The sequence below is a fragment of the Modestobacter sp. NPDC049651 genome (genome assembly GCF_040659695.1).
Taxonomy (GTDB): Bacteria; Actinomycetota; Actinomycetes; order Mycobacteriales; family Geodermatophilaceae; genus Modestobacter.
Map to the genome: position 1 here is coordinate 68,109 of NZ_JBFAOG010000001.1, position 18,749 is coordinate 86,857.

Below are 18,749 nucleotides of genomic sequence, written 5' to 3' on the forward strand. Positions count from 1 at the left end.
GTCAGGCCTCCCGCTCGATCGAGCTCTGCTGGCCGGCACCGGAGCCGGTGGGTGGGGTGCCGGTGCCCTCGCCGCCGCGCTCGGCGGGCTGCCGCCCGGCCGGCTCGGGGGTGTCGGGGTGGTGCTGGGCGGCGCCGGCCCGCTCGGCCGGGTTGTCGGCCGAGGCGACGGCGGTGTCCGCCGCGCGCTGGGACGGCGTCTCCCCCGGGCTCGCGGACGGCGTGACGTCCGGCTCGGGCGCCTGCTCGGGCTCGGGGCCGGCCATCGGGGGCGCCGCCTCCCCGCGCTCGGCGGCCAGCCGCACCCCGGCCAGCGTCGGCGTCGAGGTGGACGGCGCGTCGAGGGCCGCCTGCTCGGTGGCGGCGTCCGGCCACTGGCTGAAGCCGGCCAGCTGGCGGGAGATCCCGCGGAAGTCGGTGAGCGGCGCGCCCCGGGTGGGCAGCGGCTTCTCTCCCCGGCGCAGCGCGGCGACCAGGGCGAGGGCCGACTCGACGTCCTGCTGGTCGTAGAACTCGTAGTCGACGGTGACCACCGGGGCGTGGTCGCAGGCGGCCAGGCACTCGGCGTGCTCGAGGGTGACCGTGCCGTCGGCGGTGGTCTGGTCGTGGCCGACGCCGAGGTCGGCGGAGACCGCGTCGTAGATCCGTTGCCCGCCGAGGACGGCGCACAGCGTGTTGGTGCAGACGCTGACCAGGTGCCGGCCGGTCGGGTGCCGCTTGAACATCGTGTAGAAGGTCGAGACCGCGCCGACCTCGGCCTTGGTGAGCCCCAGCAGCCGGGCGCAGAACGCGATGCCCTCGGGCGAGACGTACCCCTGGTAGCTCTGCGCGAGGTGCAGCATCGGCAGCAGCGCCGAGCGGGGCTGCGGGTAGCGGGCCATGAGCTGGCGCGCCTCGTCCTCGGCCCGCGGCGGGATCGGCGGCAGGTCGGGCACGACCGCCGTCGGCGAGCTGTCCAGCCCGGTGACGGCGGTGCCCTCCGCGGACCCGTCCAGTGCGGTCATCAGCGGTCCACCCCTCCCATGACGGGGTCGATCGAGGCGATCGCGGCGATGACGTCGGCGATCATCCCGCCCTCGCTCATCGCCGCCGTGGCCTGCAGGTTCACGAAGCTGGGGTCGCGGACGTGCACCCGGGACGGCCGGGTCCCACCGTCGCTGACCACGTGGTAGCCCAGCTCGCCGCGAGGTGACTCGATCGGCACGTACACCTGGCCGGCCGGCACCCGGAAGCCCTCGGTGACCAGCTTGAAGTGGTGGATCAGGGCCTCCATCGAGGAGCCCATGATGTGCCGGACGTGCTCCAGCGACTGGCCGGTGCCGTCGGCGCCGAGGGAGAGCTGGGCGGGCCAGGCGATCTTCTTGTCCTCGACCATCACCGGCCCGGGCTCGAGCCGGTCCAGCGCCTGGGCGACGAGCTTGAGCGACTCGCTGATCTCGGCCATCCGCACCAGGTAGCGGCCCCAGGCGTCGGAGGTGTCGGCGGTCGGCACCTCGAAGTCGTAGGACTGGTAGCCCAGGTAGGGCTCGGTCTTGCGCAGGTCCCAGGGCAGCCCGGCGGCACGCAGCACCGGGCCGGTGACGCCCAGCGCGACGCAGCCGGTGACGTCGAGGTAGCCGACGTCCTTGAGCCGCCGCTGCCAGATCGGCTGGCCGGTGAGCAGCCGGTGGAAGCCGGCCACCCGCTCCGGCATGACCTGCAGGAACTCGCGGACGTGCTCGACCGCGCCGTCCGGGAGGTCCTGCGCGACGCCCCCGGGGCGCACGTAGGCGTGGTTCATCCGCAGCCCGGTGATCTCCTCCAGCAGGTCCAGGCACATCTCGCGCTCGCGGAAGCCGTTGGTCATCGCGGTGAGCGCGCCGAGCTCCATGCCGCCGGTGGCCAGGCCCACCAGGTGCGAGGCGATCCGGTTGAGCTCCATGACCAGCACCCGGATGGTCTGCGCGCGGGGCGGCGCCTCGATGCCGAGCAGCTTCTCCACGGCCAGGCAGTAGGCGGTCTCGTTGAACAGCGGCGAGAGGTAGTCCATCCGCGTGACCAGCGTCGTGCCCTGGGTCCAGGTGCGGTACTCGGTGGTCTTCTCGATGCCGGTGTGCAGGTAGCCGATGACCACCCGCGCCTTGGTGACGGTCTCGCCCTCCAGGTCGAGCACCAGCCGGAGGACGCCGTGCGTCGAGGGGTGCTGCGGGCCCATGTTGACCACGAGCCGCTCGTCCTCGTGCGGGTCGGCGCCGAAGGTCTGGTCCCAGTCGCCACCGGTGACGGTGTAGACGCGGCCCTCGGTGGTCTCCCGCGAGCCGGCGTACGGGTCGTCCAACGTGGTCATCGGTAGGACCGCCGCTCGTCGGGGGGAGGGACCGTCGCGCCCTTGTACTCGACCGGGACGCCGCCGAGCGGGTAGTCCTTGCGCTGGGGGTGGCCCTCCCAGTCGTCGGGCATCAGGATCCGGGTGAGCGCCGGGTGGCCGTCGAAGACGATGCCGAACATGTCCCAGGTCTCCCGCTCGTGCCAGTCCGCCGTGGGGTAGACGGCGGTCACCGACGGGACGTGCGGGTCCTCGCCGGTGACCGCCACCTCCAACCGGATCCGTCGCCGGTAGGTCATCGAGGTCAGGTGGTAGAGGACGTGCAGCCGGGGCCGGCCGGGGCCGGCGTCCGGGCCGCCGCTGTCCAGGTAGTCGGTGCCGGAGACGCTGGACAGCAGCTCGAACCGCAGCGCCTCGTCGTCGCGCAGCGCGCGGACCAGCGTGAGCAGGTGCTCGCGGCGGACGAAGTAGGTGATCTCGCCGCGGTCGACCAGCACCCGCGGCACGGCGGCCGCCCAGGTCTGCTCCCCCACCGCGTCGACCAGCGCGTCGGTGACCTCGTCGAACCAGCCGCCGTAGGGCCGGTCGGTGGAGTGCAGCGCGACCGCGCCGCCGGGCTCGACCCGCACCAGCCCGCCGAAGCCGGAGGTGTCGCCGCTGCCGGTGACCCCGAACGCGCCGCGCCGGAACCCGTCGGTCACGGGTGCCTCCCCGGGGCCATCACCGTGCCGCCGCGCTGCTCCATCGGGAACTGGCCGGTGCGGCCGGCCGCGGCCGCCGCCTCGTAGGCCCGCCGCTGCGCGGGGTCGGCGCGGACGGTCGAGGGCATCTCGACGTGCAGGTCGGGCGCGGTGCCCTCGGCCCGGGCCTCGGCCAGCTGGCGGGCCCGCTTCGCACCGAGCGGCTCGTGCTGGATCTTGTGGTGCAGCTTGAGGATGGCGTCGGTGAGCATCTCCGGCCGGGGCGGGCAGCCGGGCAGGTACATGTCCACCGGGACGACGTGGTCGACGCCCTGCACGATCGCGTAGTTGTTGAACATGCCGCCGGAGCTGGCGCAGACGCCCATCGCGAGCACCCAGCGCGGCTCGGGCATCTGGTCGTAGATCTGGCGCAGGACCGGCGCCATCTTCTGGCTCACCCGGCCGGCCACGATCATCAGGTCGGCCTGCCGGGGCGAGGCGCGGAACACCTCCATCCCGAACCGGGCGAGGTCGTACCGCCCGGCGCCCGAGGCCATCATCTCGATGGCGCAGCAGGCCAGCCCGAAGGTCGCCGGCCAGAGCGAGGACTTCCTCGTCCAGTTGACCAGCTTCTCCACCGAGGTCAGCAGCACACCGCTGGGCAGCTTCTCCTCGAGCCCCATGTCAGACCACCCCGCTCCCCTCGACCGAGGAGCCCGGCACCCCGGTCACTCCCACTCCAGCCCCCCGCGCCGCCACACGTAGGCGTAGGCGATGAACACGGTGGCGATGAACACGGCCATCTCGACCAGGCCGAAGACCCCCAGGGCGTCGTTGGCGACGGCCCACGGGTAGAGGAAGACGATCTCGATGTCGAAGACGATGAACAACATCGCGGTCAGGTAGTACTTGACCGGGAAGCGGCCGCCGGTGAGCGGCTGGTCGACCGGTTCGATGCCGCACTCGTAGGCCTCGAGCTTGGCCCGGTTGTAGCGGCGCGGGCCGACGAACGGCGCGACGGTGACCGAGAACAGCGCGAACGCGGCGGCGAGCGCGAACAGGCCGAGGAGCGGTGCGTAGAGGGCCACGGCTACACCGCCGGGGCCAGCGCGTGCAGGAGGGCGAGCGTGCGGTCTACGCCGTCGCCGTCCGGCCCGTCGGACAGGTTGCCCATCAGCCGCAGCGCGCCGCGGACCAGGGCCGGTCGGCGCAGCCCGTGCGCGGCGGCGAAGCGGACCAGCTCCGGGTGGCTCAGCAGGTCGAGGAAGCCGGTGCCGAGCCGGTGGTGGCTGCCGTACTCCGCACGCAGCCGGCGCGGGTAGTGCCGCAGCGCCGCCTCGCGCAGCGGGCCCTCCGGGGCGGCGAGGGCGTCGACGACGGTCTCGGCGGCCATCCGCCCGGTCTCCATCGCGTAGCTGATCCCCTCGCCGTTGAACGGGTTGACCGCCCCCGCGGCGTCGCCGACCAGCAGCAGGCCGCGGGTGTAGGCCGGCTGGCGGTTGAAGGCCATCGGCAGCCCGGCGCCGCGCATCGGGGTGGCGGCGTGCGCGTCGTCCATCTCCCAGTCCGGCGGGAGGGTGGCCAGCCACCGCTGCAGCACCGCGCGGTGGTCGGTGCCCGGTGCCGCGGCGCGGGTGTCGAGCAGGCCGAAGCCGACGTTCGCCGTCCCGTCGCCCATGCCGAACACCCACCCGTAGCCGGGCATCGACTCGCGGGTGGGGCCCTCGGCGGAGAGGTCGAACCAGATCTCCAGGTGGTCGTCGCTGCTGCGCGGCGTGCGGACGTACCGGCGCACGGCGACGCCCAGCGGCCGGTCCTCGCGGCGGAGCAGGCCGATCGACTTGGCCAGCCGGCCGGAGACGCCCTCGGCGGAGACGACCAGCGGGGCGTGCCAGGTCTGCGGTGCGCGGTCGGGGCCGACCTCGGCGTGCACGCCGGCGACCCGGCCGGCGTCGTCGAGCAGCGCGCCGGTGACGGTGACGCCCTCGTGCACGCGGGCGCCGGCGGCCGCGGCGTGCCGGGCCAGCAGGTCGTCGAGCTCGCGGCGGGTGCGCACCAGGCTGAAGTCGGGCCAGCGGGTGAGCGCCGGCCAGTCGACCTCGACGGCCTGCCCGCCGCCGTGCACGCGCAGCCCGCGCTGCCGCACCCAGCCGGCCCCGGGCGAGAGGTCGACGCCCATCGCCTGCAGGCTCGCCACCGCTCGCGGGGTGAGCCCGTCGCCGCAGACCTTCTCCCGGGGGAACGCCGCCTTCTCCAGGACGGCGACGTCCAGGCCGGCCGTGGCCAGCCACCAGGCCGCCGTCGCGCCGCCCGGGCCCGCGCCGACGACGACCACGTCGGCGGTGTGCGCGGCACCCTCCGGCGCGTGCTGCAGCGGGCTCCCCACGACCTCGACCTCCGCTCCCGACCGGAACGAGTCCGGACGCTGGCTTGTGAACTACTTCACAAAGTCGGCTCTTCGGGGAGCGTAAGCCCAGGGGGCGACAGAGCGCCAGCACCTTCTGTGAGCCAGCGCACACGCCGGGGCGCGGGCGGTGGCCACCGCCCGCGACCTGCACGGACGCCCGCTCGTCCGCGGAGGACCTCGCGGTGGGGTCAGGTGAGGGGGCCGGGGTCCGGGGCAGGCGGCGGCACTGCCGGGTCGGCGGGACCGGGCTGGGGGAACGGCGCCGGCGGCACCACCGGCTCGACCGGGTCGATGGGCGAGGGGGACGGCGCGGGCGGCGGGGGGCCGGGCACGGGCGGAGTCGTCATGCGCCGACCCTGCTCCTCGGCGCGGCCGCGGGGCACCCCGTCCGCCGACGGGGTCAGGCCCGGGTGCCCCGGTGCAGCGCCACGATGCCGCCGGTCAGGTTGCGGTGGGCGACGTCCGACCAGCCGGCCTCCTGCAGCCAGGACGAGAGCTCCGCCTGCGCGGGCCACGCGCGGATCGACTCGGCGAGGTAGACGTACGCCTCCGGGTTGCTGCTCACCGCGCGGGCGATCCGCGGCAGCGCGCGCATCAGGTACTCGGTGTAGACGGTCCGGAACGGCGCGAACGTGGGGCTGGAGAACTCGCACACCACCAGCCGGCCGCCCGGCCGGGTCACCCGGGCGAACTCCCGCAGCGCGGCGCGCGGGTCCGCGACGTTGCGCAGCCCGAAGGAGATGACCACGCCGTCGACGGTCTCGTCGGCCAGCGGCAGCGCCATCGCGTCGCCGGCCACCTTGGGCACCGGCCGGGCGGCGCCGGCGCGCAGCATGCCCTGGGAGAAGTCGCAGGCGATCGCGTGCACGCCCCCGGCGGCGAGCTCCACGGTGGAGACCGCGGTGCCGGCGGCGACGTCCAGCACGGTCTGGCCGGGCCGCGCCCCGAGCGCCTCACGGGTGGCCCGCCGCCAGCCGGCGTCCAGGCCGCCGGACAGCACGGTGTTGGTCAGGTCGTACTTCCCGGCCACCCGGTCGAACATCGCAGCGACGTCCGCCGGCCGCTTGTCCAGGCCCGCTCGGAAGGAGTCGTCTGCTGCCACGCCCCGCGACGCTACCCGGCGCCCCTCCTACCCTGGAGGCGTGACTCCGACCGCCGGCTCCACCACCACCGCGGTCGACGTCCGCACCACCCCGCTCGGCACCCGCCGCACCCCGCTGCTCACGCTGCTGCCCGCCGAGGGCGCGCTGGCCTGGGTCCGCCGCGGGGAGGGCCTGGTCGGCTGGGGCGAGGCCGACCGGCTCGAGGTCTCCGGTCCGGGGGCGCTGGCCGAGGCGGGCGACTGGTGGGCGCAGCGCTGCGCCCGCACCGAGGTGCACGACCCGCTGGGCGTGCCCGGTAGCGGCCCGGTGGTCTTCGGCTCGGTCGCCTTCGACCCGACGGCCGGCACGTCGGTGTTCGTGGTCCCGGCGGTCGTGGTCGGCCGCCGCGACGGCCAGACCTGGGTGACGGTCACCGGGGACGCCGACGCCGAGGAGCGCGCGGTCCCCGAGTTCACCGAGCAGGACGCCGCGGAGACCATCGGCCGGCTCGCCTACTCCGACGGCGCGCTCGACCCGATGGCCTGGTGCGGCGCCGTGGCCGCCGCGATCGGCCGGATCGACGCCGGCGAGCTGGCCAAGGTGGTGCTGGCCCGCGACCTGATCGCCACCGCCGACCGGCCGCTGGACCCCCGCCGGCTGCTGCTGCGGCTGGCCGAGCGGTTCCCCGACACCTGGACCTTCGCCGTCGACGGCCTGCTCGGCGCGACCCCGGAGATGCTGCTGGCCCGCACCGGCCGCACGCTGTCGGCGCGGGTGCTGGCCGGCACCGTGCGCCGCGGCGCGGGCGCCGACGACCAGCGGCTGGCCGACGAGCTGCTGCACTCGGCGAAGGACCACACCGAGCACGCCTACGCCGTCGACTCGCTGGCCCGCGCGCTGGCGCCGCACTGCGCGGAGCTCGACGTCCCGGCGACCCCCTCGCTGCTCACCCTGCCCAACGTGCGGCACCTGGCCAGCGACGTGGTCGGCCGGCAGCGGGACGACGACCCGGCCGGGCTGCTCGAGCTGGTCGGCGCCGTGCACCCGACCGCCGCGGTCTGCGGCACCCCCACCGACCGGGCGTACCGGGTGATCGCCGAGCTCGAGGGCATGGACCGCGGGCGCTACGCCGGCCCGGTCGGCTGGCTGGACGCGCGCGGCGACGGCGAGTTCGGCCTGGCGCTGCGCTGCGCCCAGCTCAGCGGCGAGGACGGCGGCCGGTCGGCCCGGCTGTTCGCCGGCTGCGGGATCATCAGCGGCTCCGACCCGCAGGCGGAGCTGGCCGAGACGCAGGCCAAGTTCGCCGCCTTCCAGGTGGCCCTGGAGGACTGACCCCTCACCCGGAGGGGGCGGTCGGCGCCGCGCTGGTGTAGAACCGGCGGGTACCGGCCGAAAGGGTTCCAGTGAGCCGAACGTGCCCTCCGCCGGACGTGCCGCGCCTGCGGCGCGGGCGCCTCGCCGTGTGCGGCGCCCTCGGCGGGCTGGTGCTCGCCGCGCTGACCTGGACCGTGCTCACCCGCACCGGCGAACCGCCCGTGGACGCGGCCTACCTGGCGGTCAGCACCGGCGCGGCCGCGGCGGCCTGGTGGGCGGACCGGCGCTGGCCGCAGAACCGGCGCGGCCGCCACCCGTGGGTGCCGATCGCGCTGACCTGCACGGCCACCGGTGACCTGGTCTGGCAGCTCACCGCCTGGACGACCGGTTCCCCGCCCGACGTGTCCGTCGCCGACGTCAGCTGGCTGGCCAGCTACATCGCGCTCAGCGGCGTGGCCCTCACCGGCCGGTTCGGCGGCCGCCAGGTCCGGGGGGCCCGGCTCTTCCCGGTCCTCGACGGGCTGGCCGCCCTCTCGGTGGCGCTGCTCCTGTGCTGGCACAGCTCGATCGACAGCAGCCTCCTCGAGCAGGGCAAGAGCACGCTGACCCGGCTCACCTGGAACAGCCTCCCGGTGCTCGACGCCCTGATGATCGGGCTGCTGGCCTGGCGGGTCGTGCTGCACGGCCGGGTCCGCCCCGCGGCCGCCCTGATGCTGGCCGGCGTGGTCTGCTGGCTGCTGGGCGACCTGGGCTGGCTGCTGACCACACCCGCCGCCGACGGGCTCGGGCTGCGGCACGCCGGCTGGCTGGTCGGCATCACCCTGTTCGCCGTCGTGCCGTTCCTGCCGCAGTCCCGGGTCCGCAACCCCGGCGCCCTGCCGGGCAGCGGGCACGGCCCCTGGCGGATCGCCCTCAACGTCGCCCCGTTCATCGGTCCCGTGCTCGCCGAGGTGATCGGCTGGGCACGCGACATCGACGTCAACCCGTTCCCGGGGGTCGTGGTCTGGACGGTGCTGCTGGCGATCGCCACCGTCCGCACCCGGGCGCTCGCCCTGGACGGCGAGCGGGCCTGGGCCGCGGTCCGCTCGCAGGCCCGCCGCTCCGACGCGCTGGCCGCGCACTCCTCCGACGCGGTCGCGGTGGTCGACGCCGCCGGTCTGCTGACCCAGGACTCCCGGACCATGTCGGACCTGCTCGGCCGGCCGGCTCCCCGGGGGACCTCCCTGCCGGACCTGCTCGCCGCCATCGGGGTCGACCCGGCGGACGTCGCCGCGGCGCTGACCCGCGCCCGGCGCGACCCGGGCGCGCCGGTCGAGCTGGAGCTGCCCGGCGGGCACGCCGCCACCGGCCCGGTGTGGCTGGGCGGCCGCGCCGTGGACCTGCGGCAGGACCCCGACGTCGGGGGCATCGTGGTGAGCGTCTACGACATCACCGCCCGCAAGCTGGCCGAGACCGAGCTCGCCCACCAGGCGTTCCACGACGGGCTGACCGGCCTGGCCAACCGGTCGCTGTTCCTCGACCGCGCCGAGCAGGCGCTGCGCCGGGCCGGTCGCGCCGGCACCGCGCCGGTGGTGCTCGTGCTGGACCTCGACGGGTTCAAGGACGTCAACGACAGCCTCGGCCACCTGGTCGGCGACGAGCTGCTGAAGGTGGTGGCGACCCGGCTGGCCGGCGTCGTCCGCGCCGGTGACACCGTGGCCCGGCTCGGCGGCGACGAGTTCGCCGTGCTCGTGGAGGACCCGGCGGGCGAGGGCCCGGCCGGCGTCCACGACCTGGCCGACCGGCTGCTCGCCGTCCTGGTCACCCCGGTCGACCTGCAGGGCCACTCGGTGTCGATCGCGGCGAGCATCGGGATCGTCACCGCCGAACCGCAGTCCACCCCGCTGTCGCTGCTGCAGGACGCCGACATCGCGATGTACCGCGCGAAGGCCGCCGGCCGCGCCCAGTGGGTGCTGTTCGAGCCCGCGATGCGCGCCGAGGCGCTGCACCGCATCGAGCTGGAGCGGGAGCTCGCCGGCGCGCTGGAGGGCTGCCAGCTGCGGCTGGTCTACCAGCCGGTCGTCGACCTGCGCACCGAGCACGTGGTCGGGTTCGAGGCGCTGGTCCGCTGGCAGCACCCCACCCTGGGCGCCGTCGGGCCGGACCGCTTCGTGCCCGTCGCCGAGGCGGCCGGGCTGATCGTGCCGATCGGCCGCTGGGTGCTCGCCGAGGCCTGCGCCACCGCCGCCCGCTGGCAGCGGGCCCACCCGGGCACGCCGCTGAGCATGGCGGTCAACGTCTCCGCCCGGCAGCTGGCCGGCACCTCGTTCCTGGCCGACGTCGCGCAGGCGCTGGCCACCAGCGGCATCCAGCCGCGCTCGCTGACCCTGGAGATCACCGAGACCGCGCTCGTGGCCGACCCGACCGCGGTGGCCCAGCGGCTGGCCGAGCTGCACACCCTCGGCGTCCGCATCGCGCTGGACGACTTCGGCACCGGCTACTCGTCGCTGAGCTACCTGCGCCAGTTCCCGGTCGACGTGCTCAAGATCGACCGGTCGTTCGTCGAGCTGCTCAGCGGCGGCGGCGAGGACGCGGCGATCGTGCACGGCCTGGTGCAGCTGGGCCGCACGCTGCAGCTGGAGGTCGTCGCCGAGGGCGTCGAGCTGCCGGTGCAGCGCGACCGGCTGCGGTCGGAGCGCTGCCACCTGGCGCAGGGCTACCTGTTCTCCCCGCCGCTGGAGGCCGCCGACGCGGAGCTGCTGCTGCTCGCCGCCGGCTCCCGCGCGGTCGCGCCGCGCTGACGGCGGTCAGTCCTCCCGCAGGGCGGCCACGGCGACCTCGCGCAGCCGGGTGGCCAGCGCCGCCTCGGCCCGCTGGTCGGTGCGGACGACGACGACCCGCGGCCCACCTGCCCGCAGCGCCGGCTCCAGCTGCGCCGGGTCGGTGACCGCGGTCGCCGACCAGCCCAGCGCCCGGGCGACCGCGACCAGGTCCCGGCCGTGCGGCGTGCCGAACACCCGGCGGTAGCTGTCGGCGTACTGCGGCCGGCCCGGCTCGAGCTGGGCGAAGATGCCGCCGCCGTCGTTGTCCGGGACGACCACGGTGAGGTCCGGCTGCCGCTCGCCGTCCCCGGTGAGCAGCCCGGTCAGGTCGTGCAGGAACGTCAGGTCGCCCATCAGCGCGAACGCGGGCCCACCGCCGGCGTCGGCGTGCGCGAACGCCGCCCCGATCGCGGTGGAGACGGTGCCGTCGATGCCGGCCACCCCGCGGTTGGCCAGCACGGTCAGCCCGTGGCGCGGCACGGCGAGCCGGTCGACGTCCCGGATCGGCGTCGACGAGCCGAGCACCAGCAGCGCCCCGGCCGGCAGCGCCGCCACCACGTCGCGGGCCAGCCGGGCCGCGGTCAGCCCGGCGCTGCCCGCTCCCCCGGTCAGCTCGGCGTCGACCGCCCGGCCCACCCGCTGGGCGGCCGCGGCCCAGCCGGCCGCCCACGGGTCGCCGGCCGGCCGCGCGGACGGGTCGCGCAGCACCTGGTCGGGGTCGAGCCGGGCACCGCCCACGACCGCGCTGCCCCGGCCGGGATCGGCCCACCGCGGGCTCGGCGCGAAGGTCTCCACGTGCACCGCGGGGTCGGCCAGCAGCGCCGACACCGGGCGGGACAGCGTCGGCCGGCCGACCACGACCACCCGCTCGGGCCGGTGCCGGGCCAGCCAGTCGGGCGCGCCGAGCAGCAGCGCACCGCCGCGCACCGCGCCGGCCGCGCCCCAGGCGCCGCTGCTGGGCTCGGCGAGCACCGGCCAGCCGCGCTGGTCGGCGACGACCGCCGCGGCCCGGCCCACCGCGGACGGCGCGTCACCGGCGACGAGCACCGTGTGCGCCGCGTCGCCGGGCACCTGCAGCGGGACGGCGGCCGCGGGCCCGCCCGCGGCGGGGGTGGCCCACGGGGCGCCGTCGGGACGGCCGGCGAACGGCGCGGCCAGCGGCTGCGGGGCCCCGGCGTCGTCGGGCATCAGCGGATCGCGCAGGGACAGGTTCAGCTGCACCGGGCCCGGGTCACCGGACAGCGCGCCGCGGGCGATGAGCAGCGCCTTGGCCACCACCGACCGCCAGTAGCGGTTCTGCGCCTCCTCGCGACCGGGCTCGGGCACGCCGACGTCCAGCGCCCAGCGCACCGCGCCGCCGTACAGCCCGACCTGGTCGATGGTCTGGTTGGCGCCGGTGGCCCGCAGCTCCGGGGACCGGTCGGCGGTGAGCGCCAGCAGCGGCACCCCGCTCTCGTGCGCCTCCAGCACCGCGGCGTGCAGGTGCGCGGTCGCCGTCCCGGAGGTGGTCAGCACCGGCACCGGCCGGCCGCCGGCCTTGGCCAGGCCGAGCGCCAGGAAGGACGCCGTCCGCTCGTCGGTGCGCACGTGCAGCCGGAGCCGGCCGGCGACCTCGGCGTCGGCCAGCGCCAGCGCCACCGGCGCCGAGCGGGAGCCGGGCGACACGACGGCGTCGGTGACCCCGCCGCGGACCAGCTCGTCGACCAGCACCCGGGCGAACGCGGTCGACGGGTTCACGCCCGCACCGCCGCGAGCCGGTCCAGCCAGCGCCGCTCGGTGCCCGGGTCCGCGGCCACCTCGGCGAGCCGGTCGGGCACCGGGCGGGCCACCGGCAGCGCGCCGTCGACCGGCAGCAGCGGCTCGCTGGTGACGTCGCCGGTGAACAGCGCGACCGTGGCCAGCCCGCAGGCGAACGGCAGCTCCGGCAGCGCGGCGGCCAGCGCCACCCCCGCCGCGATGCCCACCGACGTCTCCAGCGCCGAGGAGACGACGCACGGCAGACCGTGCGCCTCGGCGACCTCCAGCGCGGCGCGCACCCCGCCCAGCGGCTGCACCTTGAGGACGACGACGTCCGCCGCCCCGCGCAGGTCGACCCGCCGCGGGTCCTCCGCCCGCCGGACCACCTCGTCGGCGGCCACCCGCACGTCGACCCGTCTGCGCAGCTCGGCGAGCTCGGCCAGGGTGGCGACCGGCTGCTCCGCGTACTCGAGGGTGAACCGGTCCAGCGCGCGCAGCCGGGCGGCGGCGTCGTCGACGTCCCAGGCGGCGTTGGCGTCGACCCGGATGGCGCCGTCCGGCCCGAGCGCGTCGCGGACCGCCTCGACGCGGGCCAGGTCGTCGGCCTCGGTCTGCCCGGGCTCGGCGACCTTCACCTTCGCGGTGCGGCAGCCCGACGCGCGGACGATCGCGTGCGCCTGCTCCGGGCCGACCGCGGGCACCGTCACGTTGACCGGCACGCTCCCCCGCTGCGGCTCGGGCCAGCCGACCTCCGCCGCCTCGCGGGCCGCGGCCCACCAGCGGCGGCTCTCGGCCACGTCGTAGTCCCAGAACGGGGAGAACTCCCCCCAGCCGGCCGGGCCGCTGACCAGCACGCCGTCACGGACCTCCAGCCCGCGGAAGCGGGTGCGCATGGGGATGCGGTAGACGTGCGCCTCGAGCGGGGCCCCGGCGGGAGCAGCCGGTGCGATCACGGCAGCAGCCTAGTTCGCCCCCAACTACGCTGAGCAGTCGTGCCCGCGTTGCTGACCGTCGTCCCGGCCCCGCCGGCCGGGCCGGAGCAGTCCCGGGCGCTGCTCACCACCGTCTGGCCCGCGCTGCGCGCCTGCCTGGACGGCGCCGCGCCGCTGGCCGTGCTGCCGGCCGGCGACGGTCCCGCGGCCGCGGCCCGCTCCGTGCTGCGCCCCGACCAGCCGCTCGAGGCCGGCACCGACCTGGTCGTGGTGACCTCCGGCTCGACCGGCGCCGGCAAGGGCGTGCTGCTGTCGGCCGCCGCGCTGCGCGCCTCGGCGACCGCGACCCTCGACCGGCTCGGCGGCCCCGGCAGCTGGCTGCTGTCGCTGCCCACCTCGGCGGTCGGCGGCCTGCAGGTGCTGGTGCGCACCGCCCTGGCCGGCCGGGAGCCCGTGCTGCTCGAGCGCGGCGAGCCGCTGGCCGCGGCGCTGGCCCGGCTGCCGGCCGGCGACCGCCGCTACGCCTCGGTGGTGCCGACCCAGCTGCGCCGCTTCCTCACCGAGGACCCCGACGCCCTCGCCGCCTTCGACGGGGTGCTGGTCGGTGGTGCCGCCACCGACGCCGCGCTGCTCGCCGAGGCCCGGGCTGTCGGCGTGCAGGTGCGCACCACCTACGGGATGAGCGAGACCGCCGGCGGCTGCGTCTACGACGGGCGGCCGCTGGACGGCGTGCGGGTGCGGGTGGGCGAGGGCGTCGGTGGGCGGGTGGGTGACGGCATCGGTGGGCGGGTGGGCGACGGCGTCGAGCTGGCCGGCCCGGTGCTCGCGCACGGCTACCGCCTGGACCCGGCCGCCACCGCCGAGGCGTTCAGGGACGGCTGGTTCCGCACCCGGGACGCCGGCTCGCTCTCCCCCGACGGGCTGCTCACCGTCACCGGCCGGCTGGACGACGTGCTGATCAGCGGCGGGGTCAACGTCGCGCCGGGAGCGGTCGAGGCCGCGCTGCGCGAGCACCCGTCGGTGGCCGACGCCGTGGTCACCGGGCTGCCCGACCCGGAGTGGGGGCAGCGGGTGGTCGCCGTCGTCGTCCCCGCGCCCGGCGCCACCCCCGAGCTGGCCGAGCTGCGGCCCTGGGTCGCCGAGCGGCTCGGCGCCGCGGCGGCGCCGAAGCAGCTGCACCTCACCGACGCCGTCCCCACCCTGCACACCGGTAAGCCCGACCGCCGGGCCGTCCTTCGCACGCTTGGAGAAACCGACTGATGGCGACCCCCGCCCAGTGGCTGGAGGGCGCCCGCCCCCGCACGCTGCCCGCCGCGCTCGCGCCCGTCTTCGTCGGCACCGGCGCCGCCGCGGCCCTCGACGGCTTCCGGCTGGGCCCCGCGCTGCTCGCCCTCGTGGTCGCCCTGGCGCTGCAGGTCGCGGTCAACTACGCCAACGACTACTCCGACGGCAAGCGCGGCACCGACGCCGACCGGGTGGGCCCGATGCGGCTGGTCGGCTCCGGCGCGGCCAGCCCCCGCCAGGTGCTGGTGGCCGCCGCGATCGCCTTCGCGGTCGCCGGTGTGGCCGGGCTGGCGCTGGCCGCGGTGTCGAGCTGGTGGCTGGTCGCGGTCGGCGCCGCGTCGATCGTCGCCGCCTGGACCTACACCGGCGGGCCGATCCCCTACGGCTACCGGGCGCTGGGCGAGGTGTTCGTCTTCGTCTTCTTCGGCCTGGTCGCGGTCGTCGGGACGACGTTCGGCCAGACGGAGTCGCTGGACGGGCTGGCGTTCGCCGCCGCGGTGCCGATCGGGCTGTGCTCGGTGGCGCTGCTGGTGGTCAACAACCTGCGCGACGTGCACGGCGACGCCGCCGTCGGCAAGCGGACCCTGGCCGTGCTGCTCGGCGAGCAGCGCACCCGGATCGCCTACACCGCGCTGCTGGTCGTCGCGTTCGTCGTCGTGGTGCTGATCGGGCTGGCCCGGCCGTGGGCGCTGCTCGCGCTGGTCGCGCTGCCGCTGGCCGTGCCGCCGGTGCGCACGGTGCTCGGCGGCGGGCGCGGACCGGTGCTCATCGGCGCGCTCAAGGCCACCGGCCAGCTCACCCTGGCGATGGGCGTCCTGCTCGGCGTCGGCCTCGCCCTGAGCTGACCCCACCCGATCCGCTTTCTCGCGGGAAAGCGGGACGGGGGGATGTCACACTCCCGCCGCTGATCTCGTCCTCCGGGTGGAAGACGGGAACGGACAGGGAGGAGCACCCACGATGCGGGTGGTAGTGGCAGGCGGGACCGGGCTGACCGGGCGGCTGGTGGTCGAGGAGCTGCGGCAGGGCGGGCACGAGACGGTGGTGCTGGCCCGGTCGCGCGGGGTGGACCTGCTCACCGGGCAGGGGCTGGACGACGCGCTGGCCGGCTGCGACACGGTCGTCGACGTGACCAACGTCGGCACCATGCGCCGCGCCGCCGCCGTCGAGTTCTTCGGCACCACGGCGGCCACGCTCACCGCCGCCGCGGCGCGGGCCGGCGTCGGGCACCTGCTGGTGCTGTCGATCGTCGGCGTCGACCGGGCCGACCTCGGCTACTACGTGGGCAAGCGCCGCCAGGAGGAGCTGGTCACCGGCGGCCCGGTGCCGTGGACCGTGCTGCGCACCACCCAGTTCCTCGAGTTCGCCGGGCAGCTGCTGGCCGCCTCCCGCGGGCCGGTCGCCGTCCTCCCGCGGATGCTGAGCCAGCCGGTCGCGGTCGGCGAGGTCGCCGCCCGGCTGGCCGAGCTGGCCACCACCGCGCCGGCCGGGTACGCGCGGGAGCTCGCCGGCCCCGAGCAGCTGCAGGTGGCCGACATGGCCCGCGCCGAGCTGCGGGCCCGGCACCAGCGCCGGCTGGTCCTGCCCGTGCGGCTGCCCGGCGCCACCGGCCGCGCCCTCGCCGGCGGTGCGCTGCTGCCGCAGGGTGACCACGACACCGGACGGCGCACGTTCGCCGAGCACCTGGGCGCCGTGGCCGCATGAGCCGGCAGGCCGAGCTCGCCGCCGCCTGGACCGCGGCCCGGCCCCGGCTGGTCCGGGTCGCGTACGCGGTGCTGGGCAGCGCCGCCGAGGCCGAGGACGTCGTCTCCGACTGCTGGCTGCGGCTGGTCGACGCCGACGCCCGCGACCCGGTCGCCGACGTGGAGGGCTGGGCGGTGGTCGCGGTGGCCCGGCGGGCCCTGGACGTGCTCCGCTCGGCCCGCGCGCGGCGGGAGACGTACGTCGGCCCGTGGCTGCCCGAGCCGCTCGTGGAGGCGGCCGCCGACCCGGCCGACCGGGTCACCCTCGACGAGTCGGTCGGGTTCGCGCTGCTGGTCGTGCTGGAGTCGCTCACCCCGGCGGAGCGCACGGCGTGGGTGCTGCACGACCTGTTCGGCGTGCCGTTCCCGGAGGTCGCGGCGGTGGTGGGCCGCAGCCCGGCCGCCGTCCGCCAGCTGGCCGCCCGCGCCCGGGCGCACGTGGCGGACCGGGCGCCGCGGTTCCCCGTCGACCCGGCGGTGCACGCGGCGGCGCTGGAGGCGTTCCTGGGTGCGGCCACCGGCCGCGACCTGGGCGGGCTGCTCGCCGTCCTCGACCCGGACGTCGTCCTGACCAGCGACGGCGGCGGCGTGGTGAGCGCCGCCCGGCGCCCGGTCACCGGCGCGGACAAGGTGGCCCGCTTCCTGCTGGGCATCACCGGCCGCTGGCAGCCCGGTCAGCGGCTGGTGCTCGCCCCGGTGAACGGGGTGCCCGGCTTCCTGGTGCTCGACGGGGACCGCCCGTACCTGGTCGGCTCGCTGACCGTCACCGGCGGCCGGGTGACCCGGGTCGACCTGGTGCTCGCCCCGGACAAGCTGCGGGCGGTGCGGCTCAGCTGAGCGGTGCGGCCCCGGCGTCCTCGCCGCTGAGCTGGGCGCGCAGCTGCTCCTTGCGCGTGGTGCGGAGGGTGGCGCGCGCCGCGATCGCCTCGGTGACCCGGTCGCGCAGCGGCCGGAGCAGGAAGTAGCTCACCGGCATCGACAGCAGCAGGCCGAACAGGATGCCGGGGAAGCTCCCCAGCCCGCACACCCACAGCAGCGAGACCAGCGCCGCGAAGACGACGATCCGCCCGACGGTCAGCAGCAGCACCGGGACGGCCAGCGGCGGCGGCTTCGCGGGGCCGCCGGCCGGGCCCACCGGCTGCGCCGGGACCTCCCCGGCGGTCGGCCCGGTCGCCGGCCCGGTGATCGGCCCAGATGTCGGCTCAGCCATGACGTCCTTCCCACTTCGTGCTCAGGACCACGGTGGTGCGGGTCCGCGCCACGCCCCTGATCCGGTTCAACGCGTTGATGGTGTCCTCGAGTGCCGGGATGTCGGCCACCCGGATCTTCACCACGTAGCCCTCGCTGCCGGCGACCCGCCAGCAGTCCTCGACCGCCGAGAGCTCGGACATCGCCTGCTCGACGCTGGTGTCGTCGACCGAGTCGCTCTCGATCACCCCGACCAGCGCGGTCACGCCCAGGCCGAGGGTGGCCGGGTCGACGACGGCGCGGTAGCCGGTGATGACCCCGGCCGACTCCAGCTTGCCGACCCGCTCGTGCACCGACGGCGCGGACAGCCCGACCTGCCGGGCGAGCTCCGCGTAGCTGGCCCGCCCGTTCTCGCGCAGCAGGGCGATCAGCTGCTCGTCCACCGCGTCGATGACGCCCTCCGGTCCTCGTCGGTCTGTCCGTTCCCCGGCTTCCCGGGTGCACCGGCCGCCGTACGCGGCCCGCGGTGCCGACCCGCCCGACCCCGGGCGGGACGGCGGCTCTCCCGACCCGAGTATCCCCCGCCGACGTACGCTGGGGGCCGACGAGGGGGTGTGGGCCGATGGGCTTCCTGGTGCTGGTGGTCGTCGCGGCGGCCGTGATCGTGCTGGTGGTGCGCGCCGGGTCCGGGCAGGACGGCGCCCGGGGAGCAGCGCGGCGGCGTCCGCCCCGGCAGGTCCGGCGGCAGCCCCCGGCCCGTCCGGTCGCCCCGGACGACGACCCGGAGTTCCTCCGCTCGCTGGACCGCTGGACTCCGCGCGACGACGGCGCCGCCAGCTGAACGCCAGGTAGGCCGACTCACGCCGGCCCGTGACGGCCCCGCCCCGAGGCTCCTCCCGAGCCGGCGAGGGGTGAGGAGGGCGGGGTCCTCTCTCAGGCCGCGCGGAAGAGGCGGCGCCAGCCGCGCCGGCGGGCCGCGGGCTCCGCGGTGAGGACGCCGACCGCCTCGTCGGCGGGGGCCGCCGGGCGGGTGTCGGCGGGCCAGCCGAGGCCGGTGCCGTCACCGGGCTCACCGGGCCAGCCGAGCGGGCCCTCCTCGTGCTCGGCGACAGGGTGCTCAGCGACCGAGTGCTCTGCGACAGCCTGCCCCGCGACGGCGAGCTGCCCGTGCCGCGGGAGCGCGTCGCCGGCCTCGGGTGCCCGGCGCTCGAGCGCCGCTGCGACCAACGGGTGGACCGTCGCGTCGTCGTCCGCCGCGTGCCTGCCCACGGTCACCGGCCC

18 protein-coding genes and 1 pseudogene are annotated in these 18,749 nt (G+C 76.8%); 7 read left to right on the forward strand and 12 right to left on the reverse strand.

Features of this window, described 5'->3' with window-relative positions:
* Position 1 precedes the first annotated feature (1 nt).
* From nuoE to AB0J00_RS00370, 7 genes and pseudogenes are all read right to left on the reverse strand, one after another.
* On the reverse strand, positions 2–1,003 hold the full coding sequence (gene nuoE / locus AB0J00_RS00340) for an NADH-quinone oxidoreductase subunit NuoE (RefSeq protein WP_357738484.1): 1,002 nt from the start codon (positions 1,001–1,003) through the stop codon (positions 2–4).
* On the reverse strand, positions 1,003–2,325 hold the full coding sequence (locus tag AB0J00_RS00345; protein ID WP_357738487.1) for an NADH-quinone oxidoreductase subunit D: 1,323 nt from the start codon (positions 2,323–2,325) through the stop codon (positions 1,003–1,005). The genes nuoE and AB0J00_RS00345 overlap by 1 nt, the downstream gene beginning before the upstream one ends.
* Positions 2,322–3,005: an NADH-quinone oxidoreductase subunit C gene (locus tag AB0J00_RS00350; protein WP_357738490.1), complete on the reverse strand. Its 684-nt coding sequence runs from the start codon at positions 3,003–3,005 to the stop codon at positions 2,322–2,324. The genes AB0J00_RS00345 and AB0J00_RS00350 overlap by 4 nt, the downstream gene beginning before the upstream one ends.
* 209 nt (positions 3,006–3,214) lie before the next feature.
* A pseudogene (locus tag AB0J00_RS00355) lies at positions 3,215–3,667 on the reverse strand (NADH-quinone oxidoreductase subunit B family protein); the annotation flags it as partial.
* A gap of 45 nt (positions 3,668–3,712) precedes the next feature.
* Positions 3,713–4,072 (reverse strand): NADH-quinone oxidoreductase subunit A, encoded by a 360-nt coding sequence (locus AB0J00_RS00360; RefSeq protein ID WP_357738493.1) that lies wholly within the window; start codon positions 4,070–4,072, stop codon positions 3,713–3,715.
* Between the two features lie 2 nt (positions 4,073–4,074).
* The gene (locus AB0J00_RS00365; RefSeq protein ID WP_357738495.1) at positions 4,075–5,370 is read right to left on the reverse strand and encodes a geranylgeranyl reductase family protein; all 1,296 of its coding nucleotides are present in this window, start codon (positions 5,368–5,370) and stop codon (positions 4,075–4,077) included.
* 421 nt (positions 5,371–5,791) lie between these two features.
* Positions 5,792–6,493 (reverse strand): demethylmenaquinone methyltransferase, encoded by a 702-nt coding sequence (locus AB0J00_RS00370; protein WP_357738498.1) that lies wholly within the window; start codon positions 6,491–6,493, stop codon positions 5,792–5,794.
* 40 nt (positions 6,494–6,533) lie between these two features.
* Between AB0J00_RS00370 and AB0J00_RS00375 the strand changes: the two genes are divergently transcribed.
* The gene (locus AB0J00_RS00375; RefSeq protein WP_357738501.1) at positions 6,534–7,805 is read left to right on the forward strand and encodes an isochorismate synthase; all 1,272 of its coding nucleotides are present in this window, start codon (positions 6,534–6,536) and stop codon (positions 7,803–7,805) included.
* Positions 7,806–7,903: 98 nt separating this feature from the next.
* Positions 7,904–10,567, forward strand: a complete 2,664-nt coding sequence (locus AB0J00_RS00380) for an EAL domain-containing protein (protein ID WP_357738504.1) — start codon at positions 7,904–7,906, stop codon at positions 10,565–10,567.
* A 6-nt stretch (positions 10,568–10,573) separates the two neighbouring features.
* Here the strand turns inward: AB0J00_RS00380 and menD are convergent, their stop codons facing one another.
* Both menD and AB0J00_RS00390 read right to left on the reverse strand, forming a co-directional pair.
* Complete coding sequence (gene menD / locus AB0J00_RS00385; RefSeq protein ID WP_357738507.1) at positions 10,574–12,325, reverse strand: 2-succinyl-5-enolpyruvyl-6-hydroxy-3-cyclohexene-1-carboxylic-acid synthase; 1,752 nt, start codon at positions 12,323–12,325, stop codon at positions 10,574–10,576.
* Entirely contained in the window at positions 12,322–13,278 is a 957-nt protein-coding gene (locus AB0J00_RS00390) for an o-succinylbenzoate synthase (protein WP_357738510.1), read from the reverse strand. The genes menD and AB0J00_RS00390 overlap by 4 nt, the downstream gene beginning before the upstream one ends.
* Before the next feature lie 39 nt (positions 13,279–13,317).
* On the opposite strand from AB0J00_RS00390, the gene menE reads away from it, so the two are divergent.
* The 4 genes from menE (at position 13,318) to sigJ (ending at position 17,117) form a co-directional block, all read left to right on the forward strand.
* Positions 13,318–14,517 carry an o-succinylbenzoate--CoA ligase gene (gene menE / locus AB0J00_RS00395; protein WP_357738513.1) on the forward strand — a complete coding sequence of 400 codons (1,200 nt, stop codon included), beginning with the start codon at positions 13,318–13,320 and terminating at the stop codon, positions 14,515–14,517.
* Positions 14,517–15,386: a 1,4-dihydroxy-2-naphthoate polyprenyltransferase gene (locus AB0J00_RS00400; protein WP_357738516.1), complete on the forward strand. Its 870-nt coding sequence runs from the start codon at positions 14,517–14,519 to the stop codon at positions 15,384–15,386. The genes menE and AB0J00_RS00400 overlap by 1 nt, the downstream gene beginning before the upstream one ends.
* A 124-nt stretch (positions 15,387–15,510) precedes the next feature.
* Positions 15,511–16,242: an NAD(P)H-binding protein gene (locus AB0J00_RS00405; RefSeq protein WP_357738519.1), complete on the forward strand. Its 732-nt coding sequence runs from the start codon at positions 15,511–15,513 to the stop codon at positions 16,240–16,242.
* The gene (gene sigJ / locus AB0J00_RS00410) at positions 16,239–17,117 is read left to right on the forward strand and encodes an RNA polymerase sigma factor SigJ (RefSeq protein ID WP_357738522.1); all 879 of its coding nucleotides are present in this window, start codon (positions 16,239–16,241) and stop codon (positions 17,115–17,117) included. The genes AB0J00_RS00405 and sigJ overlap by 4 nt, the downstream gene beginning before the upstream one ends.
* Here sigJ and AB0J00_RS00415 read toward each other — a convergent pair.
* Together AB0J00_RS00415 and AB0J00_RS00420 are read right to left on the reverse strand one after the other, a co-directional pair.
* A complete protein-coding gene (locus AB0J00_RS00415) occupies positions 17,110–17,490 on the reverse strand; it encodes a DUF4229 domain-containing protein (RefSeq protein ID WP_357738525.1) in 381 nt (126 codons plus the stop codon). The two genes, sigJ and AB0J00_RS00415, sit on opposite strands and share 8 nt — an antisense overlap.
* Complete coding sequence (locus AB0J00_RS00420) at positions 17,483–17,911, reverse strand: Lrp/AsnC family transcriptional regulator (protein WP_357738528.1); 429 nt, start codon at positions 17,909–17,911, stop codon at positions 17,483–17,485. The genes AB0J00_RS00415 and AB0J00_RS00420 overlap by 8 nt, the downstream gene beginning before the upstream one ends.
* Before the next feature lie 179 nt (positions 17,912–18,090).
* On the opposite strand from AB0J00_RS00420, the gene AB0J00_RS00425 reads away from it, so the two are divergent.
* A complete protein-coding gene (locus AB0J00_RS00425; protein WP_357738531.1) occupies positions 18,091–18,309 on the forward strand; it encodes a hypothetical protein in 219 nt (72 codons plus the stop codon).
* A 92-nt stretch (positions 18,310–18,401) separates the two neighbouring features.
* Here the strand turns inward: AB0J00_RS00425 and AB0J00_RS00430 are convergent, their stop codons facing one another.
* Positions 18,402–18,743, reverse strand: a complete 342-nt coding sequence (locus AB0J00_RS00430) for a hypothetical protein (protein ID WP_357738534.1) — start codon at positions 18,741–18,743, stop codon at positions 18,402–18,404.
* Positions 18,744–18,749: the final 6 nt, after the last annotated feature.